The organism is Affinundibacterium fentianense, assembly GCF_018139545.1.
Lineage (GTDB): Bacteria > Pseudomonadota > Gammaproteobacteria > Burkholderiales > Burkholderiaceae_D > Undibacterium > Undibacterium fentianense.
Window position 1 is genome coordinate 497,136 of sequence record NZ_JAGSPJ010000001.1, and the last position, 22,434, is coordinate 519,569.

At 44.4% G+C, this 22,434-nt stretch carries 21 protein-coding genes and 1 tRNA gene; 4 read left to right on the plus strand and 18 right to left on the minus strand.

What is annotated here, in order from left to right; translation table 11 throughout:
• The first annotated feature begins 1 nt into the window (after position 1).
• Genes KDM90_RS02185 through KDM90_RS02195 form a run of 3 tightly spaced genes read left to right on the plus strand, consistent with a single transcriptional unit; the run spans position 2 to position 2,027 of the window.
• A complete protein-coding gene (locus KDM90_RS02185; protein WP_212673954.1) occupies positions 2–667 on the plus strand; it encodes a peptidylprolyl isomerase in 666 nt (221 codons plus the stop codon).
• Positions 668–695: 28 nt separating this feature from the next.
• On the plus strand, positions 696–1,184 hold the full coding sequence (locus KDM90_RS02190) for a peptidylprolyl isomerase (protein ID WP_212673955.1): 489 nt from the start codon (positions 696–698) through the stop codon (positions 1,182–1,184).
• Positions 1,185–1,220: 36 nt separating this feature from the next.
• The gene (locus KDM90_RS02195; RefSeq protein WP_230409554.1) at positions 1,221–2,027 is read left to right on the plus strand and encodes a UDP-2,3-diacylglucosamine diphosphatase; all 807 of its coding nucleotides are present in this window, start codon (positions 1,221–1,223) and stop codon (positions 2,025–2,027) included.
• Between the two features lie 24 nt (positions 2,028–2,051).
• On the opposite strand, the gene cysE is transcribed toward KDM90_RS02195, so the two are convergent.
• From cysE to rnr, 3 genes are all read right to left on the minus strand, one after another.
• The gene (gene cysE, locus KDM90_RS02200) at positions 2,052–2,798 is read right to left on the minus strand and encodes a serine O-acetyltransferase (RefSeq protein ID WP_212673956.1); all 747 of its coding nucleotides are present in this window, start codon (positions 2,796–2,798) and stop codon (positions 2,052–2,054) included.
• A gap of 172 nt (positions 2,799–2,970) precedes the next feature.
• Entirely contained in the window at positions 2,971–3,711 is a 741-nt protein-coding gene (gene rlmB, locus KDM90_RS02205) for a 23S rRNA (guanosine(2251)-2'-O)-methyltransferase RlmB (protein WP_212673957.1), read from the minus strand.
• 54 nt (positions 3,712–3,765) lie between these two features.
• Positions 3,766–6,225, minus strand: coding sequence for a ribonuclease R (gene rnr, locus KDM90_RS02210; RefSeq protein ID WP_212673958.1), 2,460 nt, complete (start codon positions 6,223–6,225; stop codon positions 3,766–3,768).
• A gap of 251 nt (positions 6,226–6,476) precedes the next feature.
• Between rnr and KDM90_RS02215 the strand changes: the two genes are divergently transcribed.
• Positions 6,477–6,561 (plus strand) — tRNA-Leu (locus tag KDM90_RS02215).
• Between the two features lie 157 nt (positions 6,562–6,718).
• On the opposite strand, the gene KDM90_RS02220 is transcribed toward KDM90_RS02215, so the two are convergent.
• The 15 genes from KDM90_RS02220 to rlmN form a co-directional block, all read right to left on the minus strand.
• The gene (locus KDM90_RS02220) at positions 6,719–7,231 is read right to left on the minus strand and encodes a phosphoribosyltransferase (RefSeq protein ID WP_212674472.1); all 513 of its coding nucleotides are present in this window, start codon (positions 7,229–7,231) and stop codon (positions 6,719–6,721) included.
• 20 nt (positions 7,232–7,251) lie between these two features.
• Entirely contained in the window at positions 7,252–8,565 is a 1,314-nt protein-coding gene (locus KDM90_RS02225) for an adenylosuccinate synthase (protein WP_212673959.1), read from the minus strand.
• Positions 8,566–8,571: 6 nt separating this feature from the next.
• On the minus strand, positions 8,572–9,723 hold the full coding sequence (locus KDM90_RS02230; protein ID WP_212673960.1) for an ATP phosphoribosyltransferase regulatory subunit: 1,152 nt from the start codon (positions 9,721–9,723) through the stop codon (positions 8,572–8,574).
• A 114-nt stretch (positions 9,724–9,837) separates the two neighbouring features.
• Positions 9,838–10,734, minus strand: a complete 897-nt coding sequence (gene hflC / locus KDM90_RS02235) for a protease modulator HflC (protein WP_212673961.1) — start codon at positions 10,732–10,734, stop codon at positions 9,838–9,840.
• Entirely contained in the window at positions 10,734–11,981 is a 1,248-nt protein-coding gene (gene hflK / locus KDM90_RS02240; protein WP_212673962.1) for an FtsH protease activity modulator HflK, read from the minus strand. The genes hflC and hflK overlap by 1 nt, the downstream gene beginning before the upstream one ends.
• 62 nt (positions 11,982–12,043) lie before the next feature.
• The gene (hflX, locus tag KDM90_RS02245) at positions 12,044–13,159 is read right to left on the minus strand and encodes a GTPase HflX (protein ID WP_212673963.1); all 1,116 of its coding nucleotides are present in this window, start codon (positions 13,157–13,159) and stop codon (positions 12,044–12,046) included.
• A 44-nt stretch (positions 13,160–13,203) separates the two neighbouring features.
• The gene (gene hfq / locus KDM90_RS02250; protein WP_186889331.1) at positions 13,204–13,440 is read right to left on the minus strand and encodes an RNA chaperone Hfq; all 237 of its coding nucleotides are present in this window, start codon (positions 13,438–13,440) and stop codon (positions 13,204–13,206) included.
• A gap of 147 nt (positions 13,441–13,587) precedes the next feature.
• Positions 13,588–14,931, minus strand: coding sequence for a ribosome biogenesis GTPase Der (gene der / locus KDM90_RS02255; protein WP_212673964.1), 1,344 nt, complete (start codon positions 14,929–14,931; stop codon positions 13,588–13,590).
• 4 nt (positions 14,932–14,935) lie between these two features.
• Positions 14,936–16,102 (minus strand): outer membrane protein assembly factor BamB, encoded by a 1,167-nt coding sequence (bamB, locus tag KDM90_RS02260; RefSeq protein WP_230409556.1) that lies wholly within the window; start codon positions 16,100–16,102, stop codon positions 14,936–14,938.
• 1 nt (position 16,103) lies between these two features.
• Positions 16,104–16,772, minus strand: a complete 669-nt coding sequence (locus tag KDM90_RS02265; protein ID WP_212673965.1) for a YfgM family protein — start codon at positions 16,770–16,772, stop codon at positions 16,104–16,106.
• A gap of 5 nt (positions 16,773–16,777) precedes the next feature.
• Complete coding sequence (hisS, locus tag KDM90_RS02270) at positions 16,778–18,139, minus strand: histidine--tRNA ligase (RefSeq protein WP_212673966.1); 1,362 nt, start codon at positions 18,137–18,139, stop codon at positions 16,778–16,780.
• Positions 18,140–18,189: 50 nt separating this feature from the next.
• Positions 18,190–19,452 carry a flavodoxin-dependent (E)-4-hydroxy-3-methylbut-2-enyl-diphosphate synthase gene (ispG, locus tag KDM90_RS02275; protein WP_212673967.1) on the minus strand — a complete coding sequence of 421 codons (1,263 nt, stop codon included), beginning with the start codon at positions 19,450–19,452 and terminating at the stop codon, positions 18,190–18,192.
• Between the two features lies 1 nt (position 19,453).
• Positions 19,454–20,476 (minus strand): helix-turn-helix domain-containing protein, encoded by a 1,023-nt coding sequence (locus tag KDM90_RS02280; RefSeq protein WP_212673968.1) that lies wholly within the window; start codon positions 20,474–20,476, stop codon positions 19,454–19,456.
• On the minus strand, positions 20,469–21,266 hold the full coding sequence (pilW, locus tag KDM90_RS02285) for a type IV pilus biogenesis/stability protein PilW (RefSeq protein WP_212673969.1): 798 nt from the start codon (positions 21,264–21,266) through the stop codon (positions 20,469–20,471). The genes KDM90_RS02280 and pilW overlap by 8 nt, the downstream gene beginning before the upstream one ends.
• On the minus strand, positions 21,266–22,420 hold the full coding sequence (gene rlmN, locus KDM90_RS02290) for a dual-specificity RNA methyltransferase RlmN (protein ID WP_212673970.1): 1,155 nt from the start codon (positions 22,418–22,420) through the stop codon (positions 21,266–21,268). The genes pilW and rlmN overlap by 1 nt, the downstream gene beginning before the upstream one ends.
• Positions 22,421–22,434: the final 14 nt, after the last annotated feature.

The window sequence follows — 22,434 nt, forward strand, 5'->3', positions numbered from 1 at the left end:
TATGTTCATACAATTTCAACGTCGAGTCACCTTGATCGCAATCCTGTCTTGCGTTACTGCCATTTCAAATATTGCACATGCAGAGGAATTTCCACGCGTCAATATTAAAACGTCGGTCGGCGATATCGTCTTGGAACTTTACCCTGAAAAAGCACCAAAAACCGTCGAGAATTTTCTCAGATATGTCAAAAAGGGCCATTACAATAAAACGATTTTTCATCGAGTAATTGACAACTTTATGATACAGGGTGGTGGACTTGATGTCTCTATGCGTGAAAAGCCGACCGATAAGCCTGTTGTCTCGGAAGCAAAGATCGCATTTGAACATGAACTAAAAAATGACATCGGAACCATCGCGATGGCGAGAACAAATGACCCAAACTCTGCTCGAGCGCAGTTTTATATCAACGTGAACAACAACGACTTTCTGAATTATCAAGCACTCCCAGAAGGTGATCCAGTACAAATTATGAAAAATGGCGAACCGATCAGCTTACCCCGTGCCAGAGCACTTATTTTTGCCGCTGGGTATACGCCATTTGGAAAGGTCATCGAAGGTTGGGATGTTGTTGAGAAAATAAAAACTTCAGCAACTTCAGAGGTAAGTATTTACCAAAACGTTCCTGTTAAACCAGTCATTATTCTTTCTATCAAATTAGTAAAATAATCCAATTCCTTTTTCAGAGAGGTTCATTATGGCAGTAATACTGACAACCAATCTTGGTGCGATTAAACTTGAATTAAATGCGGACAAAGCACCCAAAACTGTAGCCAATTTTTTAGCTTATGCCGAATCAGGTCATTATGTTGGAACAATTTTCCATCGCGTTATTGCTGGGTTCATGATCCAAGGTGGTGGATTTGAGATTGGAATGAAACAAAAACCGACCAGCTCCCATGTCGAAAACGAAGCAAAGAATGGCTTGAAGAACATACGTTATAGCGTTGCAATGGCGAGAACAAGTGATCCTCATTCAGCTTCCGCACAATTCTTTATCAATACAACGAATAACGACTTCTTAGACTACCCAGGACAAGACGGTTGGGGTTACTGTGTGTTTGGCGAAGTCGTAGAAGGCAAGGAAATTGTCGATAAGATTTCACTTTCTAAAACAACGCGTTCAGGAATGTTCGCAGATGTTCCAGTTGAGAACATTGTGATAGAAGAAGTTGAAGTTGTCTAAGGCTGTTCCACACCGAGCTGACAGTATCTGACGAACATGATTCAATTTAACGATATGCCGAACACTTTCAACGAACGACAATCAAGGTTTCCTGCACTGTTCGTATCAGATGTTCACCTCAGTGAAAATTTACCGAGAACTACAGAGTTTTTTTTACATTTTTTAAAACAAAAAGCAAGTCAAGCCCAGCAACTTTTTTTGTTGGGTGATTTGTTTGAATATTGGGCAGGAGACGATGATGGCGCCTCACCCTATCATCAGATCATCATTCAAGCTCTCCGAAAACTAAGCGATAACGGTGTAAAGCTATATTGGATCGCTGGAAACCGCGATTTTTTGATTGGGAATCACTTTGCGCAAGAGGCTGGAGTTCATTTACTTCCGGATCCGACATTCATCACAATAGAAGGCAGAAAACTATTGCTGTCGCATGGTGATTCCTTGTGCACAGATGACCATGATTACATGACTTTTCGATCCATGGTTAGGGAAACGGCGTGGCAAAATCAATTTCTAACTTTGCCTCTAACCGAACGTAAAGCAATCATTGATACTATGCGTAGTACCAGTGCCTCAGCACAAAATCAAAAAAGCATGACAATTATGGACGTCAATCAAAATGCCGTTGAACAATTGCTTCTAAATTACCCTGAGTGCACTTTCATTCACGGACACACGCACAGAACAGCAATACATCAACATGGCAATTACGAACGCTATGTACTTCCCGATTGGGACTACGATCAAATTGGTCATCAGCGCGGCGGCTGGCTGGAATTAGATTCAGGCGGAGAACTACGATTTCGTGCACCATTTGCGCGTGAATTGCAATCAATAAAATAATACTCTGTGGATTCTCCGTCAGTTTTAATCAACCAACGAAGTAATTTCATCCGCATCAATTCTCTTTTCATCTGCGGACTTCGCACATGAAATACCGGCTACTTGAATTGCAAGGCGCAACTGTTCAATTTGTTCTTGTTGCGAACAAACATGCTCTGTTAATTGTCGAAAAGCTTTCGAAATGGGATCATCACCACTTGGATTTAATCCGTATGCGCTGAAGCCTAATACCTCGCCGAATCGTTCTGATGGTCGCTCAGCCTTCACAATATGCGCAGGGTTGCCGACAGCCGTTGCCCCGGCTGGAACTGGTTTTACCACCACCGAATTAGAACCAATTTTAGCGCCAGCACCGACGGTAAAACCACCCAATACTTTTGCTCCTGCGCCAACGATCACACCATGCTCTAGGGTCGGATGGCGTTTTGCCCCCTTGGTCAGCGAAGTCCCTCCCAAAGTGACACCTTGATAAATGGTGCAGTCATCACCGACAACCGCAGTTTCCCCAATTACAACTCCAAAACCGTGATCAATGAAAACTCGCTTACCAATCGTCGCGCCAGGATGGATTTCAATACCCGTCAAAAAGCGAGCAATATGGGCGATGAACCGACCTAGCCATTTAAAATGATGCGTCCAACACCAACTAGCCCAATGATGCATCACAATTGCTTGCAAGCCTGGGTAACAGGTGATGACTTCCCAGGCATTTCTGGCCGCAGGATCGCGTTGAATGATACTAGCGATATCTTCACGTAATTGCTTGAACATGGCGTAATAAAAATATAGGGTACTTGACTTACACAGGGCTACACAATAGAGCGTGGAAATCTATGCAAAGCAGAAGTGTAAACTTTTTTTGAAAAGGTCGCAGACTCATGGCAACTCAGTTGCAAAGAGCTTAAAGGAAAATTCATTACGAATTTTCCTCTTGAGCCTCGATTTAACGAGAAGTGATTCGTTGGCGTCGTGCTTCGTATAAACAAACACCTGACGCAACTGATACATTTAGACTTTCAACCGATCCCAACATCGGAATTTGCACCAAAACATCACAGCTTTCTCTAGTTAAACGGCGCATGCCCTCGCCTTCATTTCCCATGACGATTGCGGTTCCAACTTTAAAATCGACATCATAAATAGTTTTTTCCACGTCATCTGATGTACCAATAACCCAAATATCGCGTTCCTTCAAATCGCGAATCGTACGAGCCAAATTCGTTACCGTAATATAAGGAACCGTTTCAGCAGCGCCACTTGCGACTTTCTCGGCAGTCGCATTCAATCCAACTGCCCTATCTTTCGGTGCGATCACTGCATGAGCACCGACTCCGTCAGCAACACGTAAACACGCACCGAGATTGTGTGGATCCGTAATTCCATCCAAGATCAACAGTAACGGTGGCCCCTCAATTGCATCCAATAATTCATCGAGATTCCGAGCCAAGGACAGTTCACCAGCTTTTGCAACAACACCTTGATGCCGTCTCGTGCCGACAATATTTGACAAACGCTGATCATCTGCTTGAATAATCCGAATTCCTGCAGAACGTGCAGCGTGAATCAATTCCTGCATACGACGATCAGAACGGTCACTGTCGACATAAATCTCCTCCACAGATGCTGCCTCATGTCGAATTCTCGATGTCACAGCGTGGAAGCCAAAAATCATTTTACTTTTCATATCCTAATTCTCTAACAAATTCATTTCAAAAATTAATTCCTACTACAGACCAAATCAGAGTTTTCTACGAGTGGGCTTGCTTGTTTTAGATTTGCGTCCGGCTCCGACAGAGGTTGCCATTGCTTTTCTTTGATTGACGTTTTTTTTCGTCGCAACAGGATCGACTTGACTTTCTCGATTAGATTTTGAAGCGACCGCTTTGGTATTTTTGATAGACGTAGTACGTTTAATGGAGCGACTAGGAACCAAGTCTTCGCTCTCTCGAACCTTCAAGACACGACTCGACACTGGGTTAATGGCCAGCGACAAATCGATCTTTCTCGCATCGATATCCACTCGGCTTACCACTACTTTGACCTTATCAGTCAATTGATAGCGTTTGCCAGTACGTTCCCCCCGTAATTCATGTCGCGCTTCGTCAAATTGGAAATAGTCTGAACCAAGTTCCGTAATATGCACAAGCCCCTCAACGAACATTTCATCCAGTTGCACGAACAATCCAAATTGCGTGACGCCCGAAATTGTTCCGCTGAATTCTTCCCCAAGTTTGCTTTTCATGTAGTAGCACTTTAGCCATGCTTCTACATCTCGTGACGCCTCGTCGGCACGTCGCTCATTGGCGGAACAGTGGGTTCCCAGCATATCCCAAATGGTTTGCTCCTTCTGCTGACGCTCTTTCCCTGCTGCTCTATCGGCCGCTATTTGCTTTCGCGCTGCATTCGAAATCGTCGTATTCAATGTACTAGTATCGATACCTTTGGGGTCATATTTTTTTCCTTGCAAAATCGCTTTGATCGCACGATGTGTTAACAAATCAGGATAACGGCGAATCGGGCTCGTAAAGTGCGCGTAAGCGTCGTAAGATAATCCGAAATGTCCGATATTGTCTGGACTATAAACAGCCTGCTGCATCGATCTTAAGAGCATCGTCTGCAATAGCTGTGAGTCCGGTCGATTCTTAATCTTATCCATCAACTGAGCATAGTCTGAGGCTGAAGGGGTATCCCCCCCCATGAGATTCAAACCGACTTGACGTAAGAAATTCCGAACTTGCGTCAATTTTTCTTTGGTTGGTCCTGCGTGAATCCTGTAGACACCCAAATGTTCATATTCTTGCAACAAACTAGCGGCACAGACATTCGCAGCCAGCATACATTCTTCAATCAGGCGATGTGCATCATTTCTTGTACGAGGTAGAATTTTCTCAATCTTTCCAGCTGCATTAGCAACAATATAAGTTTCTGTTGTTTCAAAATCGATCGCACCACGCCGATGGCGTGCTTTTAAAAGAATTTGAAACGCTTCATATAAATGCATTAAGTGGGGAACTAAAGGCAAGCGTTTGTGGGCCTCGGGTCCCTTTGTATTTCCTAAAATTGCAGCAACTTCGGTATAAGTGAAACGTGCAGCGGAATGCATCACAGCTGGATAGAATTGATACGCCGTTACCTCACCATCTAGAGAAATAACCATATCGCAAACCAGAGTCAATCGATCGACATTAGGATTGAGTGAACACAATCCGTTTGATAATTTTTCCGGAAGCATAGGAATCACTCTACGTGGAAAATACACAGAAGTACTACGTAAAAGTGCGTCTCTATCAATAGGGTCATTCGGTTTCACATAATGACTGACATCTGCTATCGCCACCAATAAACGATATGCCTTGGTACGTCCCACCTTGCAGGGCTCACAATACACTGCATCATCAAAGTCACGCGCATCCTCTCCGTCGATGGTTACCAAAGGCACATCGCGCAAATCGACCCTATCCTCTAACTCGTCCGAATTAACTTCAAACGGCAACTTACTCGACGCTTTTTGTGCTGCATCAGAAAATATATGCGGAACACCAAATTTTCGCACGGCGATTTCTATTTCGATACCGGGATCATCAATTTCACCAAGTACTTCAACTATCTTACCTATCGCTTGAGAATACTTTGTGGGTTGATCAACGATCTCAACGCTAACGACTTGTCCAGCCCTCACCTTCCCAGGAGATCCTGACAACAAAATATCTTGATTGATTCGATTATCTTCGGGCGCTATAAGCCAAACACCATTTTCTTGAATTAAACGTCCAATTATGTGCGTGTTAGCGCGTTCCAATATTTCAAAAACACTCCCCTCAAGGCGCCCTTTGCGATCAGTGCCAACAACTCGGGCACTGATTCGATCTCCATTTAGGATTCTCGACATTTCTCGCTCAGGTAAGAACAAATCTGGACTGCCATCATCTGGAGTTAAGAATCCATAACCATCACGGTGACTACTGACGCGTCCAATAATCAAATTATCTTGAACGACAATCGAGAAATTTCCGGATTTATCTTGCGCAACTTGTCGCTCGCGCTCCATCGCTTTCAGACGTTTGGTCATGCCGTCGATCTCCGCGGGTTTCACACCCAATTTTTTTGCAATCGAAGTTGCCTTCAAACTAGTTTTTGAAGTTCGCAATACGTCGAGGATTTCCTCTCGACTTGGGATAGGATAAAGATGTTTGTTCAAAACTTTTATAACACTTTTAGTTGAGGTAACACATTATAGGGGAATACTTACTGCCATTAAGCAGTGTAACGAATTTCTGCAGTTTATCGGGTTAGATAGAAATCACCTAGTATTTGATCGTCTCAAAAACCGAAGCACCGATTCGTATTGGGGCATTATCTGCTAGTCAGAAGACATGGACAAATACCTGAACATTAAAGACTCAATACATTGACTTTATAGGGCATTACTTTATAATCTTGGTCTTCGTTGCCCACGTGGCGGAATTGGTAGACGCGCATGGTTCAGGTCCATGTGCCTTCGGGTGTGGGGGTTCGAGTCCCTCCGTGGGCACCATCTATATTCAAAAAAGCCGTTGTATCGAACAACGGCTTTTTTGTTTTCCAATCTTCATCATGTTTTTCCAAACAGAGATGCTTTTCTTGATAGCAAAACCCGTTTGAATTTAATGAAGTGGATGCACTAAGAAAAGCGGGTAATCCAGTGCGTTTTTTTAGGTTCGAATCTTCTCTAGACCGTGCGTATCATACAGTTCAAAAGGTTGATGGATCCACGGAGAATCTTCAAGATAAGTCAAATAGAAGTCGGGGATAACTACCGATGAAGATTTAACCCAAATGACAGCACTTTTTACTTCAGTGATCTCCGGGTAGTGATCTCTCAGCCAGGGTTGTACTTCTCTAAATGTCACACCGGAGTCAACCAAATCGTCGACTAATAGCACCCTGCCGCCAAAATTTTTTTCAACGCTGGCAATGCTACCGCCTATCTTAATTGCGCCTTGATCTTGCCCAGCTTCACCCCGATAAGAACTCACCGAAAGAATACTCAAAGGTAATTTGAACAGGCGCGAGAACACATCTCCGATTCGAAGGCCTCCTCGCGCTAAGCAAAGTATATGATCGAACTTAAAATCTGAATCATGAATTTTCAATGCAAGCAATTCAATTGCTCGATGATACTCTTCCCATGAAATCCATAAATCTTTGTGCTCACTTTTCAAGATCGACCAATTCCCATCTGTGATTACAAAAATGGATGACGTAAAACAATGGTTTCTTCACGATCAGGCCCTGTAGAAACCATATCAATTGGCACTCCGACCAATTCTTCGATACGCTTGATATAGTTACGAGCATTCAAAGGTAAGGCTTCCATTGATTGCGCCCCAACTGTAGACTCAGACCAGCCAGGCATTTCTTCATAGACTGCCACACAACGGGCTGCCTCTTCCGCACCGACTGGGAAAATATCAACAGGTTTGCCGTCGATCGTGTAACCAGTACACAATTTAAGCGACTCTAATCCATCTAATACATCAAGTTTAGTCAAACACATGCCGGAGACGCCATTTATCTGAACCGAGCGTTTCAATAGAGCAGCATCAAACCAACCGCACCGACGCGCACGCCCAGTGACTGTTCCAAATTCATGACCAACACTCGCTAGATGCTTACCTACACCTTGATCAGTTGGAAGTTCTGAAGGAAAAGGTCCCGACCCTACACGAGTTGTGTATGCCTTGGTGATGCCTAAAATATAGTGGAGCATTCCAGGACCTACGCCTGACCCCGCAGCCGCATTTCCTGCGACGCAGTTACTTGATGTTACGAAGGGATAGGTTCCGTGATCAATGTCGAGCAAACTCCCCTGTGCTCCTTCAAACAACAAACTTGCGCCATTTTTATACGCAGCGTGCAATGCACTAGAAACATCGGTAACCATTGGACGAATTCGAGTGACGTCGCGCATCGCATCATCATATGTTTTTTGGAAATCAACAGGCGCTGCCTTTAAATAATTAACCAAAACATAGTTATGATATTCCAAATTTTCTTTAAGCTTTTCGGCAAATCTTTCTGGATTCAACAAATCAGCAACTCGAATAGCACGACGCGCCACTTTGTCTTCATAGGCTGGCCCGATACCCTTGCCGGTTGTACCGATTTTTGCAGCTCCACGTGCAGCCTCACGGGCGGCATCAAGCGCTGTGTGGTAAGGCAAAATCACTGGACAGGCTTCAGAAATTTTCAAGCGTGAACAGACCTCAACGCCGTTCGCTTCTAACTTATCGATTTCGCGTAATAAATCAGGCACAGAGAGAACGACGCCATTTCCAATATAACAGGCAGTCCCTGCACGCATAATACCTGATGGTATTAGTTGCAATGCAGTCTTTTGACCACCAATTACGAGTGTATGGCCGGCGTTATGCCCACCTTGAAAACGCACCACCCCTTGAGCATGATCGGTCAACCAATCGACGATCTTTCCCTTACCCTCATCCCCCCATTGGGTACCAATGACAACTACGTTTTTTGCTGGTTTATTTTGTGACATCGCTCATCAACCTACAGTTTTTAAAATCCAATGACTACCATCAAATTCGACCACTCGCGTGCATTCGAATTCGTCCTGTTCGTTCTCATGACCAGGCAAATTTTGTATTACGACATTCCCTGCCCGGCGCAACTCATTAATCTTCACCCTCAAAGCGGGATCTTGGTTCCATGGTGCTAAAATCGCATCTTTACGCTCCGCAGACGGCATCAATCTCGCTAGCTCACGCAAGTCCAAAGAAAACCCGGTCGCAGGCCTTGCACGTCCAAATGCTTCGCCTACATGATCGTAGCGACCACCACGCGCAACAGCATTTGGCAAACCAGGCACAAATGCATTAAACATCACGCCACTATGATAATGATACCCGCGCAAATCTGCGAGATCGATAGTGATTTTCGCACTACCAGCCAAATCAACTAAATGCGACAACTCACTCAATGCTATCGCAATACCATCGAGTTTGGGCAAAATTTCGGCGGCTTTTTCGATAATCGCTCTGTCACCATATAAATTTGGCAAATCCAACAAAGCCCTACGGATTTCAGGCTGAAAATCCTTCGTCAACTCTTTCAAAGCGGGCAAATCTTTTGCTTCTAACAATGAAAACAGTTGGGTCTCATGACGTTTAGCCGCAGCATCACTATTCAAAAGTGCCCTTAAGACACCAACATGGCATAAATCAAGCCGAACTTCAGAAATGTTTGCGAGTGCCAAAGATGCCAACATGAGCTCTTGAATTTCCGCATCAGCTTCGAGTCCAGCATGCCCATAAATCTCACCACCAATCTGCAATGGCTCACGCGTCGCATGCAAACCAGAAGGTCTCGTATGCAGAACACTTCCAGCATAGCAGAGACGTGTGACCGATTTTCGATTCAAAAGATGCGCATCAATGCGGGCGACTTGAGTCGTCATATCAGCACGTACCCCCATTGTTCGACCAGAGATTTGATCTACCAATTTAAAGGTTTGCAAGTCCATGTCTTGCGCAGCACCAGTCAACAAGGATTCAATGTATTCCAACATCGGTGGCATGACTAATTCGTAGCCATAACACCGAAAATTATCGAGTAAAAGACGGCGCAACTCTTCAACTTTTCGAGCTTCCGAGGGCAAAACATCTGCAATGTTCTCAGGGAGTAGCCAATTTGGCATAAGAAATTATCTTCGGTAAAAAATGCTGTGTAAATACATGGATCGGGTAAAAACCAGAAAGACTGCAGTTCAAATTGAAATGCAGTCTATCTACCAACACCCACTTTTAAGGTTTTACTTTTTAGGAGCAGCCCCAGACGTTCCTACACCAGGAGCCTTGAAATATTTGAAAAATTCAGAATTTTGATCGACAACCAAAACATCACTCTTGTTTTTAAAGCTTGCGCGATATGCCTCAAGGCTACGATAAAATTTATAGAATTCGGCATTCTGACCAAACGCTTGCGAATAAATTTTCGCTGCCTCTGCGTCGCCGGCACCACTTACTGTTTGAGCTTCCTTATATGCTTCTGCCAAGATAACAATGCGTTGCCGATCCGCATCGGCGCGAATTTTTTCCGAATCAGCAAATCCTGTTGAGCGCAACTCATTGGCGACGCGACTGCGTTCTGCCTTCATTCGTTCATAAACAGAATTATTGATCTGCTCAACGTAATCTACACGCTGCAATCGCACATCAACAATTTCCACTCCAATCTGTTTAGCCTCATCCGTGACTTTTTTTCGAATCGCTTGCATGACCTTGTCACGCTCACCTGAAATTACGTCACGAACAGATCGTTTGGTGATTTCTTCATTCAACGCAGCTTTAACAATCTGCGACAATCGATCCCGTGCACGACTCTCTTCTCCGCCAAAACTGACGAAATAGAGCTTGGGCTCAGTGATGTGCCACTTGACATAGGTGTCAACCAGAATATTTTTCTTTTCAGCGGTGATAAATCGATCTGCTTCAGGAGACTCAATCGTCAAAATACGCTTATCCAGAAACATCACATTTTGAAAAGGCGGTGGCAATTTAAAATGCAATCCTGGTTCGCTAATCACGGCTTTGACTTCACCTAATGCGAAAACGATGGCATGAGAACGTTGATCCACCACGAAAATAGTGGAGTAAGCAACAATACCAGCGATGACTAACGCTAACAAAGACGAAATAAATTTATTCATTATCGTGACTCCCTATCACGAGAATCGCGCGCGCGACCATCTTTAGTTCCCCTTACTTCAACAGTAGGCATAGATTCAGTTGGAGCAGTATTGAGCGCTGACGAAGTATTCGATTTCGAAGTCGACTCACCTTGCAAATTTAATTTATCCAAAGGCAAATAAATCATATTGTTCGCATTTTTTGCATCCATCATTAACTTAGTCGTGCTACTGAAAATCTGCTGCATCGTTTCTAAATACATACGGTCACGCGTCACTGCTGGCGCCTTCTGATATTCAACCAAGACTTGCTTGAAGCGAGCCACGTTACCTTCAGCATTTGCAACAACTTTCGATCGATAGCCCTCCGCATCTTGCAATAATCTTGAGGCTTCACCACGAGCCTTAGGAATTACATCATTCGCATACGCTTGACCTTCATTCTTTTGACGTTCTTTATCTTGACCTGCTTTTACTGCATCATCGAAGGCAGCCTGCACTTGTTCAGGCGGCTGTACCGCCTGCATAGTGACATTGGTTATTTGTGCGCCAGACTCATAGCGATCCAACACTTGCTGCATCAATACATTTACATCCAAAGCGACTTTTTCTCGGCCTTCATATAGGACAAAGTCCATTTTGCTTCGACCAACAATTTCTCGAATCGCAGTTTCAGCAACTTGTCGAATCATTTCCTCTTGGTCTCTATTGCTATACAACCATTTGGCTGCATCTTTTAATTTGTATTGAACAGCAAATTGAATATCGATAATATTTTCATCATCAGTCAACATCAATGCTTCTTTAGGCTGTTTGTTTTTGACATTATTTCTATAGCCAACTTCAACCGTGCGAACTTGCAATACATTAACAATTTCATGAGCCTGTATTGGTGTCGGCCAACGCCAATTAAACCCCGGATTCGCTTGGTAACTATATTTACCAAATGTCGTGATAACACCAGTCTGACCTTCCTGGACGATAAAGAATCCACTAATCAACCAGAAGAACCCAAATACCAGCAGTATGACGCCAAACCCGATCTTTGCGAACATTGAGTCGTTCGACGAACCACCGTTATCACCCCCACCGCTCTTACCGAACATCTTAGCGATCGATTGATTAAAATCACGCCAAAGTTGATCCAACTCTGGAGGCCCATCTTCTGGTTTTTTACTTTCATGCTTGCTATCTTTTGAACCACGTCCCCACTGAGGATCATTCAAAGAAAATAGAGGACGCAAGCGATTGAGGAATGAAATTCGCATTCGTTAATTACCCGAAAAATTATTAGATCCAACTAAAATTAATAATACAAAGCAACCAATACCTAGTTTAATTCACCTGGCAAGAACTTTTCATCCGGCTCGAGAGTTTCGCGACTTTCCAGCATCAACTCAACAACTGCAGCTCGCAGCAAGTCAATTCCCAAACCATTTTTTGCACTAACAAACACTCTGTTGATTTTACCATATTCGTCCCGCTCAATTGCAGGTGGCAGATCAGCCTCGTCAATCTTATTCCAAACCAATAGTTGGTGAATATGATCTGCACCAATTTCCTTTAAGACATGGTTCACTTGCTCAATTTGGTCATTTCTAACAGCACTCCCACCATCAACCACATGCAACAATAGATCCGCATGAATAGTTTCCTCAAGTGTGGCACGGAACGAAGCAACCAATTGATGAGGTAAATCGCGAATAAACCCAACTGTATCCGAGACTACAATATTACCAACACCCTCAAGAAACAAACGTCGCGATGTGGTATCTAGCGTCGCGAAAAGTTGGTTGGCAGCGTAGCTTCCTGCTTTGGTTAAAGTATTAAACAAAGTGGATTTACCAGCATTGGTATAGCCGACTAAGGAAACGGAAAAGGTCTTATTTCGACCTCGTGATCTCCGCTGAGTTTCACGCTGCTTATGCAACTTCTCCATTTTTGCCTTGAGCATTTTCACACGCTCACCCAATAAACGGCGATCCGTCTCCAATTGTGTCTCACCAGGGCCACGCAAACCAATCCCGCCCTTTTGCCGCTCCAAATGTGTCCAACCTCGCACGAGGCGGGTCGCAAGGTGCTGCAATTGAGCCAATTCCACTTGTACTTTACCTTCGTGGCTTTTAGCACGTTGGGCAAAAATATCTAGAATCAAGCTAGTTCTATCTATGACACGTGTTTTGAGATGTCGCTCCAAATTTCGTTGCTGCGCAGGTGACAGTGAATGATTAAATATGACGAGATCAAGAGCAAGATCGACAATACAATGTGCAATTTCATCAGCTTTTCCCGATCCAACAAAAAGAGCAGCATCAGGACTTGATCGCTTACAGGAGACAGTTGTGATAGTCTCAGCCCCCGCAGTAAGCGCGAGCTGAGAAAGTTCATCCAAACTTGCGGCAAAGTCACCTTTACCAAAATCAACGCCGACTAGAGCAGCGCGCATTTGAATGAATACTTACAATAAAGAACAATAGAAATAACCAACAATTACTCGGCTTCAGAATCAGAATTAATACTCACAGCGCGTGCAGGAACGACTGTCGAAATCGCGTGCTTATACACCATTTGAGTTACGGTATTTCGCAGCAACACAACATATTGATCAAACGATTCAACATGCCCCTGCAATTTAATTCCATTAACCAAATAAATTGACACAGGAATATGTTCTTTCCTCAATGCATTTAAAAATGGGTCTTGTAACAGTTGCCCTTTATTGCTCATAACCGCTCCATTGTGTTGTTGTGATAAGGAGTTGGGGACAACTCAAATTATTTCAAGTGTCCAAAAGATAATTACGATACCACGACAAACTATTTTTTAAAATACTTCTCGACACTTACGCAAAGTAAAGTTTGCAATATTTAGCTATTATTTTGATTCTTTAGTAAAAGGATTTTTACCTGAGCGCATTTCAATTCTTAACGGGGTTCCGGTAAGGTTGAAAGTTTCTCTGAAATGCTTTTCTAAGTAGCGCTTATAAACATCACCTATCGCATCCAGTGCATTCCCGTGAATCACAATGATTGGAGGATTTTGGCCACCCTGATGCGCGTAACGCATTTTAGGCCGAATTGAGCCCTTACGTTTTGGCTGTTGATGTTCGACAGCTTCAATCAGGGCACGAGTCAATTTAGGTGTCGATAAATTGGCCATTGCCGCATCGTACGCTGCGTCAATTGATTTCATCAATGGTCCGATACCCGTGGACTTGAGCGCTGAGATAAAATGAAATTTAGCGAACGTCAAAAAATTTAATTTGCGTTCGATGTCCATTTTAATTTCATCTCGACGGTCACTTTGAAGCCCATCCCATTTATTCACACCAACTACCAAGGCACGCCCAGACTCGAGTATAAAGCCAGCAATATGTGCATCTTGCTCAGAAATATCTTGTTGAGCATCCAGCAAAAGCAAAACCACGTTGGCTTCGGAGACAGACTGCAAGGTTTTCACAACCGAAAACTTTTCGATTGCTTCAAACACTTTTCCCCGGCGACGAATACCTGCAGTATCAATCAAGGTATATTGTTGACCATCACGCTCGAAAGGGATTTCAATGGAATCTCGAGTCGTTCCAGGCATATCAAAGGCGATGACACGCTCCTCGCCAAGCAAAGTATTGACTAAAGTCGACTTACCAACGTTGGGGCGTCCAACGATCGCAATTTTAATACCTTTGGCTGCGTCTAAATTCTCATCAGCTTCATCGGTCCGCGATGCATAGGCAAGGTTCAAGGCCTCCTCGACCAAATCAGTGACACCGTCACCATGAGCCGACGAGATAACATAAGGGTCACCCATCCCTAACTCATAGAAATCTGCGGCAACGCTGGTATAACGCATTCCCTCTGCTTTATTCACTACCAACATGACCGAGCGTCCAGACTTACGCAAGAAATCAGTAATTGTCTTATCATGAGGCGTCAAACCTTGACGACCATCAACTAAGAAAATCACCACATCTGCCTCTGCGACAGCCTGTTTGGTTTGCTTTGCCATTTCATGCATGATGCCTTCTTTGGCAACTGGCTCGAAACCACCCGTATCAATAACCAGAAACGGCCGTTCTCCAACCCGCCCTTCTCCGTAGTGACGATCACGAGTAAGGCCGGGCAAATCGGCAACCAACGCGTCACGCGTCCGAGTTAGGCGATTGAAAAGCGTAGACTTGCCGACATTGGGTCGGCCGATTAATGCTATAACTGGTTTCATCAACTTATTCCGTCGCAAAAGCGACAACAGCACCTGACTTAGTTTGTACAATCAGATTATTACCGACCGCCACTGGGGCAGACAAAATCTTGCTACCATCCGTAGGCATACGAGCCAAAAACGCCCCATCCTCTCTTGATAGAAAATGCAAAAAGCCTAGTCGATCGCCAATCGCGACCGCACGACCAAAAGAAACTGGAGTCGCCAAACCGCGGTTCGTCAACTTATCATTCTTCCATACAGACGCGCCGCCATTCATATCGTAGGCATAAACGGAACCACTGTTATCCGCGGCAAAAACAAACCGTTCATCCGCTGCAACACCGACTTCACTCGACAAATTTTTCGCCCACTTTAAACTACCATTCGTCAAATCAAAGCATGCCACTCTTCCTTGATAGCTCGATGCACAAGCATTACCAGCAGCCAATGCCGGAGCACCTGACATATCGACAATCCGCTCTAATTCGGTTGCACCCTTCGGTTCTGCGCCAGTCGCCTCCCAACGCAATCCGCCATTATTGAGCGCCAAAGAGATCAATTTCCCTCCCGAAGTAGAGATATAAGCCAATTGATCTTTTACAACGATTCCTGTCACCATTCTCAAAGTTAATATTGGGAGTGGACGCTCCACCGCCCATTTTTGAGCTCCAGAATCGACATCAAATGCCGTGATGCGATTATCAATACTTTGAATGATAACCAAGTTATCTGTTACTGCTGGAGCTGACAGTATTTCACTACTTGCCTGAGCCTTCCACCGCTGCTTTCCATCTGAATTAAACGCAAACAGAACACCTTTTTGACCTGCAACTGCCACGACTTTTTGATTGGCACCTACACCTGCGGTGAGAGGCAATTCAGCCTTAATTTTCCAAGCAGCTTGCCCTGTTGATGCATTGACCTTAACAATCGAGCCATCAGCTGAAGCTGCATAGACATCTGATCCAACAACGGCTGGCGTGAAGCTATAGTCTTGGGCAGAACCGAGGTTCAAGCTCCATGCCTGCTTTACAGACATGGTTGTATTAAAAACCTGTAAAGGTGCTGGCGCGGTTTTTGGATCTTCTTTTGAGAATGGATTTAACCATGACAAACTCGAGCATCCCGACAAAAACAGGACACCACTCAATGAGAAAAGCAAACCGCGAGCAAAGAAATTCATTTTCATATTATTTTTTGTCAGCATGTTCTGTAGACTTCGCATCCAACGCCCCACCTAACGCATCCAATTTAATTTGCACCAATTGACGGCCGGCATGCTTTTCCCCCATTTTATCGAGCGCAACTTTGTATGCCTCCCGAGCCTCTTTCAATTTATTCTGCGCAACCAATACATCCCCTCTACGTTCCAAGGCTTCAGACTCAAATTCAGCAGAAAAATCTCCAGCAAGAACCTTGAGCGCCTCCTCATATTTTTTTTCGTCCAACAAAACTGAGCCTAAACGAATTTTTGCAATCGCTTGAAATTCTTTAGAAAATCCTTGGTCAACCACCCATTGCAAATGTTTTTTTGCACCTGCTAAATCGCCTGCATCAAAAGCAGATTTTGCTGCACTCAACGCTGCCATAGACGCGTACGAGGTACCACTAAATTTCTCAATCAAATTCGCTGTCGCGCCTTGAACTTTCGCAATTTCTTTCAAAGCAGCTGCCCTTTGTACTTCGTCATAAATTGCCGATGCTTGAGCTGCTTGACTACGCTGATTATTTGTCCACGCTGTCCATCCAGCAAAACTTGCCAAACCAGCGATCAATAACCACGTTACTGCATTTCCGTATTGCTTCCACCAAGCTTTGAGGGTGTCTATCTGTTCTTGCTCTTCGAGATCGTATGCCATTTTTATTAATGATGAATGTGAATATGATTAGGATTTTCGCATTGGGATTCGTCGTGATCAACACCAACGATTTGATCAACTAAGTAATCAACCGCAGTATCGAAAGGAACGCTGGTTTGATTATTCGCAAAGTCATCTGCACGCAAGGACTTTACAGTCACTGTTTCAGCCGCAGCCTCATCTTCACCGATAATGACCGCAAATGCAGCGCCACTCGCATCAGCTTTCTTCATCTGCGATTTAAAACTACCAATTCCCGTAGCAGATGCGCAATGTAACACAACATCTAGGCCTGCATCACGTAAACGCTCGCCTAAAACAAAAGATTGCATTTGTGCTTGCTTACCTTGATGCACCAAATAGACATCACAACCACTAACATGCTCTGCATCGCCGTTAAGCTTCATTAATTCCAGCAAACGCTCCACACCCATTGCAAATCCGCAGGCTGGAGTATGTTTACCACCAAAAATCGTAAACAAACTGTCATACCTACCACCTGCACAAACCGTTCCTTGAGCACCCAATTCATCGGTAACCCACTCAAAGACTGTGCGATTATAATAATCCAAGCCACGAACTAATCTTGGGTTGATTGTGAATGGAATACTATTGTGCCGCAAGATACTTTGCACGCCCTCAAAATGGGCCTTAGACTCTTCCCCTAAGAAATCCAATAATTTGGGAGCATTATTGACCAACTCTTGCAAACTTGGATTTTTGGTATCCAGAATGCGCAAAGGATTGGAATACAAACGGCGAAGTGCCTCTGCATCAAGTAATTCTTTATGTTTTTCAAAATACGCTATCAGTTCAGTGCGGTGCAAATTGCGCTCGTTAGCATCACCAATTGAATTGAGCTCAAGGCGAACATTGACTAGCCCAAGATCATCCCAAAGACGCTGACACATTGCAATCAGCTCCGCATCGATATCAGGGCCAGCAAAACCTAAAGCTTCAGCACCTACTTGATGAAATTGACGATATCGACCGCGCTGTGGTTTTTCATGCCGAAACATCGGGCCGTTATACCAAACCCGCTTTGGCCCATCATAGGTGATATTGTGCTCCAAAGCTGCTCGTACAATACCCGCTGTATTCTCAGGACGCAAAGTCAGCTTATCACCATTCATCACATCTTCAAAAGAATACATTTCCTTTTCAACAATATCCGTCACAGCCCCCAACCCGCGAGCGAATAGTGGAGTCGCCTCAACAATTGGCGTACGCATTTGTTGGAAACCATAACTCTTCAATACCGATTGCACCGTATTTTCAAATAACTCCCAAAGCGCCGATTGTTCGGGAAGAATGTCATTCATCCCTTTTATACCAACAATTTTCTCAACTTTTTTTTCTTCAGACATACTCACAATTCCGATTCTATTTTTTTATATATGTGCAGAACTTAAAATCATCAAGTAGCCTTTCCATAGCGCTCTTGAACATAATCTAAAACGACCTTTTGAAAATCCCTCGCAATTTGATCACCTCGCAGTGTCATTGCTTTTTCTCCATCGATAAATACAGGTGCAGCGGGAGACTCACCAGTACCTGGGAGGCTGATACCAATGTTTGCATGCTTGGATTCACCTGGTCCATTGACTATGCAGCCCATCACAGCAACATTCATATTTTCCACCCCGGGAAAAGATTCTTTCCAGATTGGCATTTGCTCTCGCAAAAATGATTGAATATCGTCAGCCAACTCTTGAAAGACGGTAGACGTTGTTCTGCCACAGCCAGGACAAGCGATAACCATTGGCATAAATTTTCGCAGCCCCATCGTCTGCAATATCTCCTGCGCCACAAAAACTTCCTTACATCGATCACCGCCTGGTTCAGGAGTCAGAGAGATACGAATTGTGTCGCCAATACCCTCTTGCAGAAGAACAGAAAGCGCCGCAGTCGAAGCGACAATCCCTTTACTCCCCATCCCTGCTTCCGTCAGACCAAGATGTAAGGGATAATCGCAATACTTACCGATTTCACGATAAACAGAAATCAAGTCCTGAACACCGGACACCTTACATGAGAGGATGATTTGATTGCCCGGCAGTCCCAACTCCTCAGCTCGTTGCGCACTTTCAATTGCGGACGTGATCAGCGCTTGATACATCACCGTTTGCGAACTTAGTGGAATTGGTCGGCGAGAATTTTCATCCATAATTCTCGCTAGCAGACTTTGATCCAAACTTCCCCAATTCACACCAATCCTGACGGGTTTTTGGTACAAGCATGCCATTTCTATCATTTGGGCAAATTGCGTATCTCGCTTAGCACCTTGACCTACGTTTCCAGGATTAATTCTATATTTCGACAACGCCTGTGCGCATTCAGGATGATCCTTCAGTAAGCTGTGTCCATTATAGTGAAAATCACCAACCAAAGGCACGTCAATACCCATCCGGTCAAGCTGCTCTCGAATGGCCGGGACAGCTCGCGCAGCCTCTGGGTTATTGACCGTGATTCTTACCAATTCAGATCCAGCTCGCGCCAATTCTTTTATTTGAATTGCAGTTCCAATTGCATCCGCAGTATCAGTATTCGTCATCGACTGAACAACTATTGGCGCATTTCCGCCAACGACAACGACTCGATCATGGTGACGTATTGCAACCGCACGACTTACGCGTCGCTGACTTGCGCCACACGCGATATCCTTGAGTTCAACCAACATTTTATTTCACCACGATATTGGCAACATTGTTGCCACGCTCGGATAAAATCGGCATCGCAACTCCTCGCAAAATTGCCTCGACGCCAGCAGCATTCCCCAATTTCACATTTAAAGTTTGCTTCACACTAAAGGACTCCTCCGTACCCGCACGAGCCAAATGGGAGCTAAGAATCACTCCACTATCGGTCTTAACTTGTATCCATGAATCCTGTTTGAATTTCACAATAAATAATTCATTAGGATTGGGTAAACTCACTGGCGCTTGGTTCACTTCCTGTTTGGCCGAAATCGAAGGCTTAAGCTCACTTTCATTGTTCTTAGCGACAACATCAGATGTTGCTACAACCTTATTCGCATCATCAGTTACAACATTGCTCGCAGTCACAGACTCCACAACCTGAGCGGGCGCCTCTAAGGCAATGCTAGCGGAAGTAAGGCTACTATTTGTGGGCGTTGCGGGCACCATACTATTTTCTGCCGATGCGTCCACACTAGCACTAGCAACACCTAGCTCCAACGTTGATGACACGGCCTCCTTCTTTTGCAGCAAACTGGCAAAATTCTGCCCTAATGTCGTATGCTGCAATAACAAAAATACACCAACCGCGAATAGCAAGACCACTGCCCCCACAATATATCGGCGATTATTATCGTGTTGCCCTTGGAGAGACAATCGAGAGTCAACAAAAGGAGTCGATAATGCAGGCCTCAATGAAGTCTCCAATTGAACCGGACTCGCATCTTTTGGTAAAAGTGCGACCAATTTATCTGCATCAACTTTGAGAAGTTTTGCGTAAGCACGCACAAATCCACGGACAATTACCATTTTTGGCAAAGCATCAAAATTATCGGCCTCTAACGCGACAATTTGTCCTTGCGACAACTTCAATTGCTCCGCAACAAACTGTACCGACCACCCCTTACTTTCGCGACTGGTCGCCAATTGAGCACCTGCAGATGCACTCAATGGAAGTGACTCCGACAAATTACCTTCATCTTCAGGGGAATGCATGACTTCACTCATTAAAAGCACCTTTTTGAAACAAAGCAAACTCCTTCGAATTAGGGTGACGCCGACGCAACTGTGTACCCAAACCACTCACAGAAGCTTGGTCACCTAATTTTTGATCAATTTTTATCGCGAGCCATAACACATCAGCAGCATAAATTTCTTCTTTCAGGACTTTCTGAATATAAGGCCTAGCTCGCTCATATTCGGCGCGATCATAATAAACTTTCGCTAAATTTGCGTTCACCGAAGGATCTGTCGGCTGAACTTCATGCGCCATTAAAAAATAGCGTTCAGCACTTCGAATGTCTTTCATACGCAAACTACAAACACCCGCGCTCATCATTGCTTTCAAAGGTGTTGGATAGCTCCGATCTGCAACAATTTTATCGTACAGAGGCAAAGCCTGTTTCTCACGCCCATTCTGACACAAGAACCAAGCATAATTATTTCTAATTTCCGAATTCGCAGGATCTAACTTCAGTGCATACAGAAAGTTTTCCTCGGCACGCTGAGGATCATTCATCTCCATCTGAATCAGGGCACGCAAGCTATACGCATCCACAAACTTAGGGGAAATAGTGATGACATTTCGAATTTCCTCTAAGGCGGGCTTAAACTGACCTTCCTTGTAATAATCGACAGCCAATTGCATTCGAATCGAAACCCGTCGTTGGACTTCAGGACTTTCACTTGCAATCTTTTCATCATCCATCGAGTTAACAAACTTTGAACTCGAACAAGCCGACAGCAGAAGTACACAAACAGTGAACAATATTGCACAAATCGACTTGCGATTTTTCATTATTTTATCTCCGTAATTTTCCCAAAATTTGGACCAAATTTCTTCTGATATTCAGACATCTGTTGCATACGCTCTTGCACTCGAGTCCGATCTTGCACCTCACCTGCCAACTGACCACATGCAGCGTCAATGTCGTCGCCCCGGGTTTTGCGAACCGTTGTCACAATTCCCGCATCCATCAAGATTTGCGCAAACAATTTAATGCGGACGTTAGGTGAACGCTTTAAACCAGACTCCGGAAATGGATTAAATGGAATCAAATTAAATTTGCACGGAACCGTCTTCACCAAAGCAACCAATTCACGCGCGTGCTGATCGGTATCATTCACGCCGTCCAACATACAATATTCAAATGTAATGAAATCTCGGGGCGCAAATTCGAGATAGCGACGACATGCAGCCATCAGTTCATGCAATGGATATTTCTTATTCAAAGGCACTAAACCATCGCGCAACGCATCATTTGACGCATGCAGAGAAACTGCCAAAGCAACAGGACACTCTTTCGCCAACTTATCGATCATCGGCACCACACCACTAGTTGAAAGTGTCACGCGACGACGCGACAAGCCATAGGCGTTATCGTCCAACATTAACTTCAAGGCGGTCACCGTTGGCTCGAAATTCAACAGCGGCTCACCCATCCCCATCATCACGACATTGGTGATTTGACGCTCACCTTTTGGACCGGGCTCAATACCTTTAGTTCTGCGCAGTTCAAACTCAGCCATCCATAATTGGCCAATAATTTCGCCCACGCTTAAATTACGATTAAATCCTTGTTTGCCGGTCGAACAAAAACGGCAATTAACTGCACAGCCAGCCTGTGTAGAAATACACAAGGTGCCACGATTTTCCTCCGGAATAAATACAGTCTCAACCGCATTTCCGTTACCTACATCCACCAACCACTTACGAGTACCATCACTCGACGTGTGATCACTGATGACCGCTGGCGCGGAAATATGCGCGCGACCAGCCAACTTCTCCCGCAAGGATTTTGCCAGATCTGTCATTTCATCAAAATTGCGAGCGCCGAATTGGTGTATCCAGCGCTGCAACTGCTTTGCGCGAAACGGCTTCTCACCCAACTCGCCGCAATACGCCACGAGTTGTGCAGGATCAAAATCCAATAAGTTGGTGAGTGCCGTCATCTAAATCTTCTTAA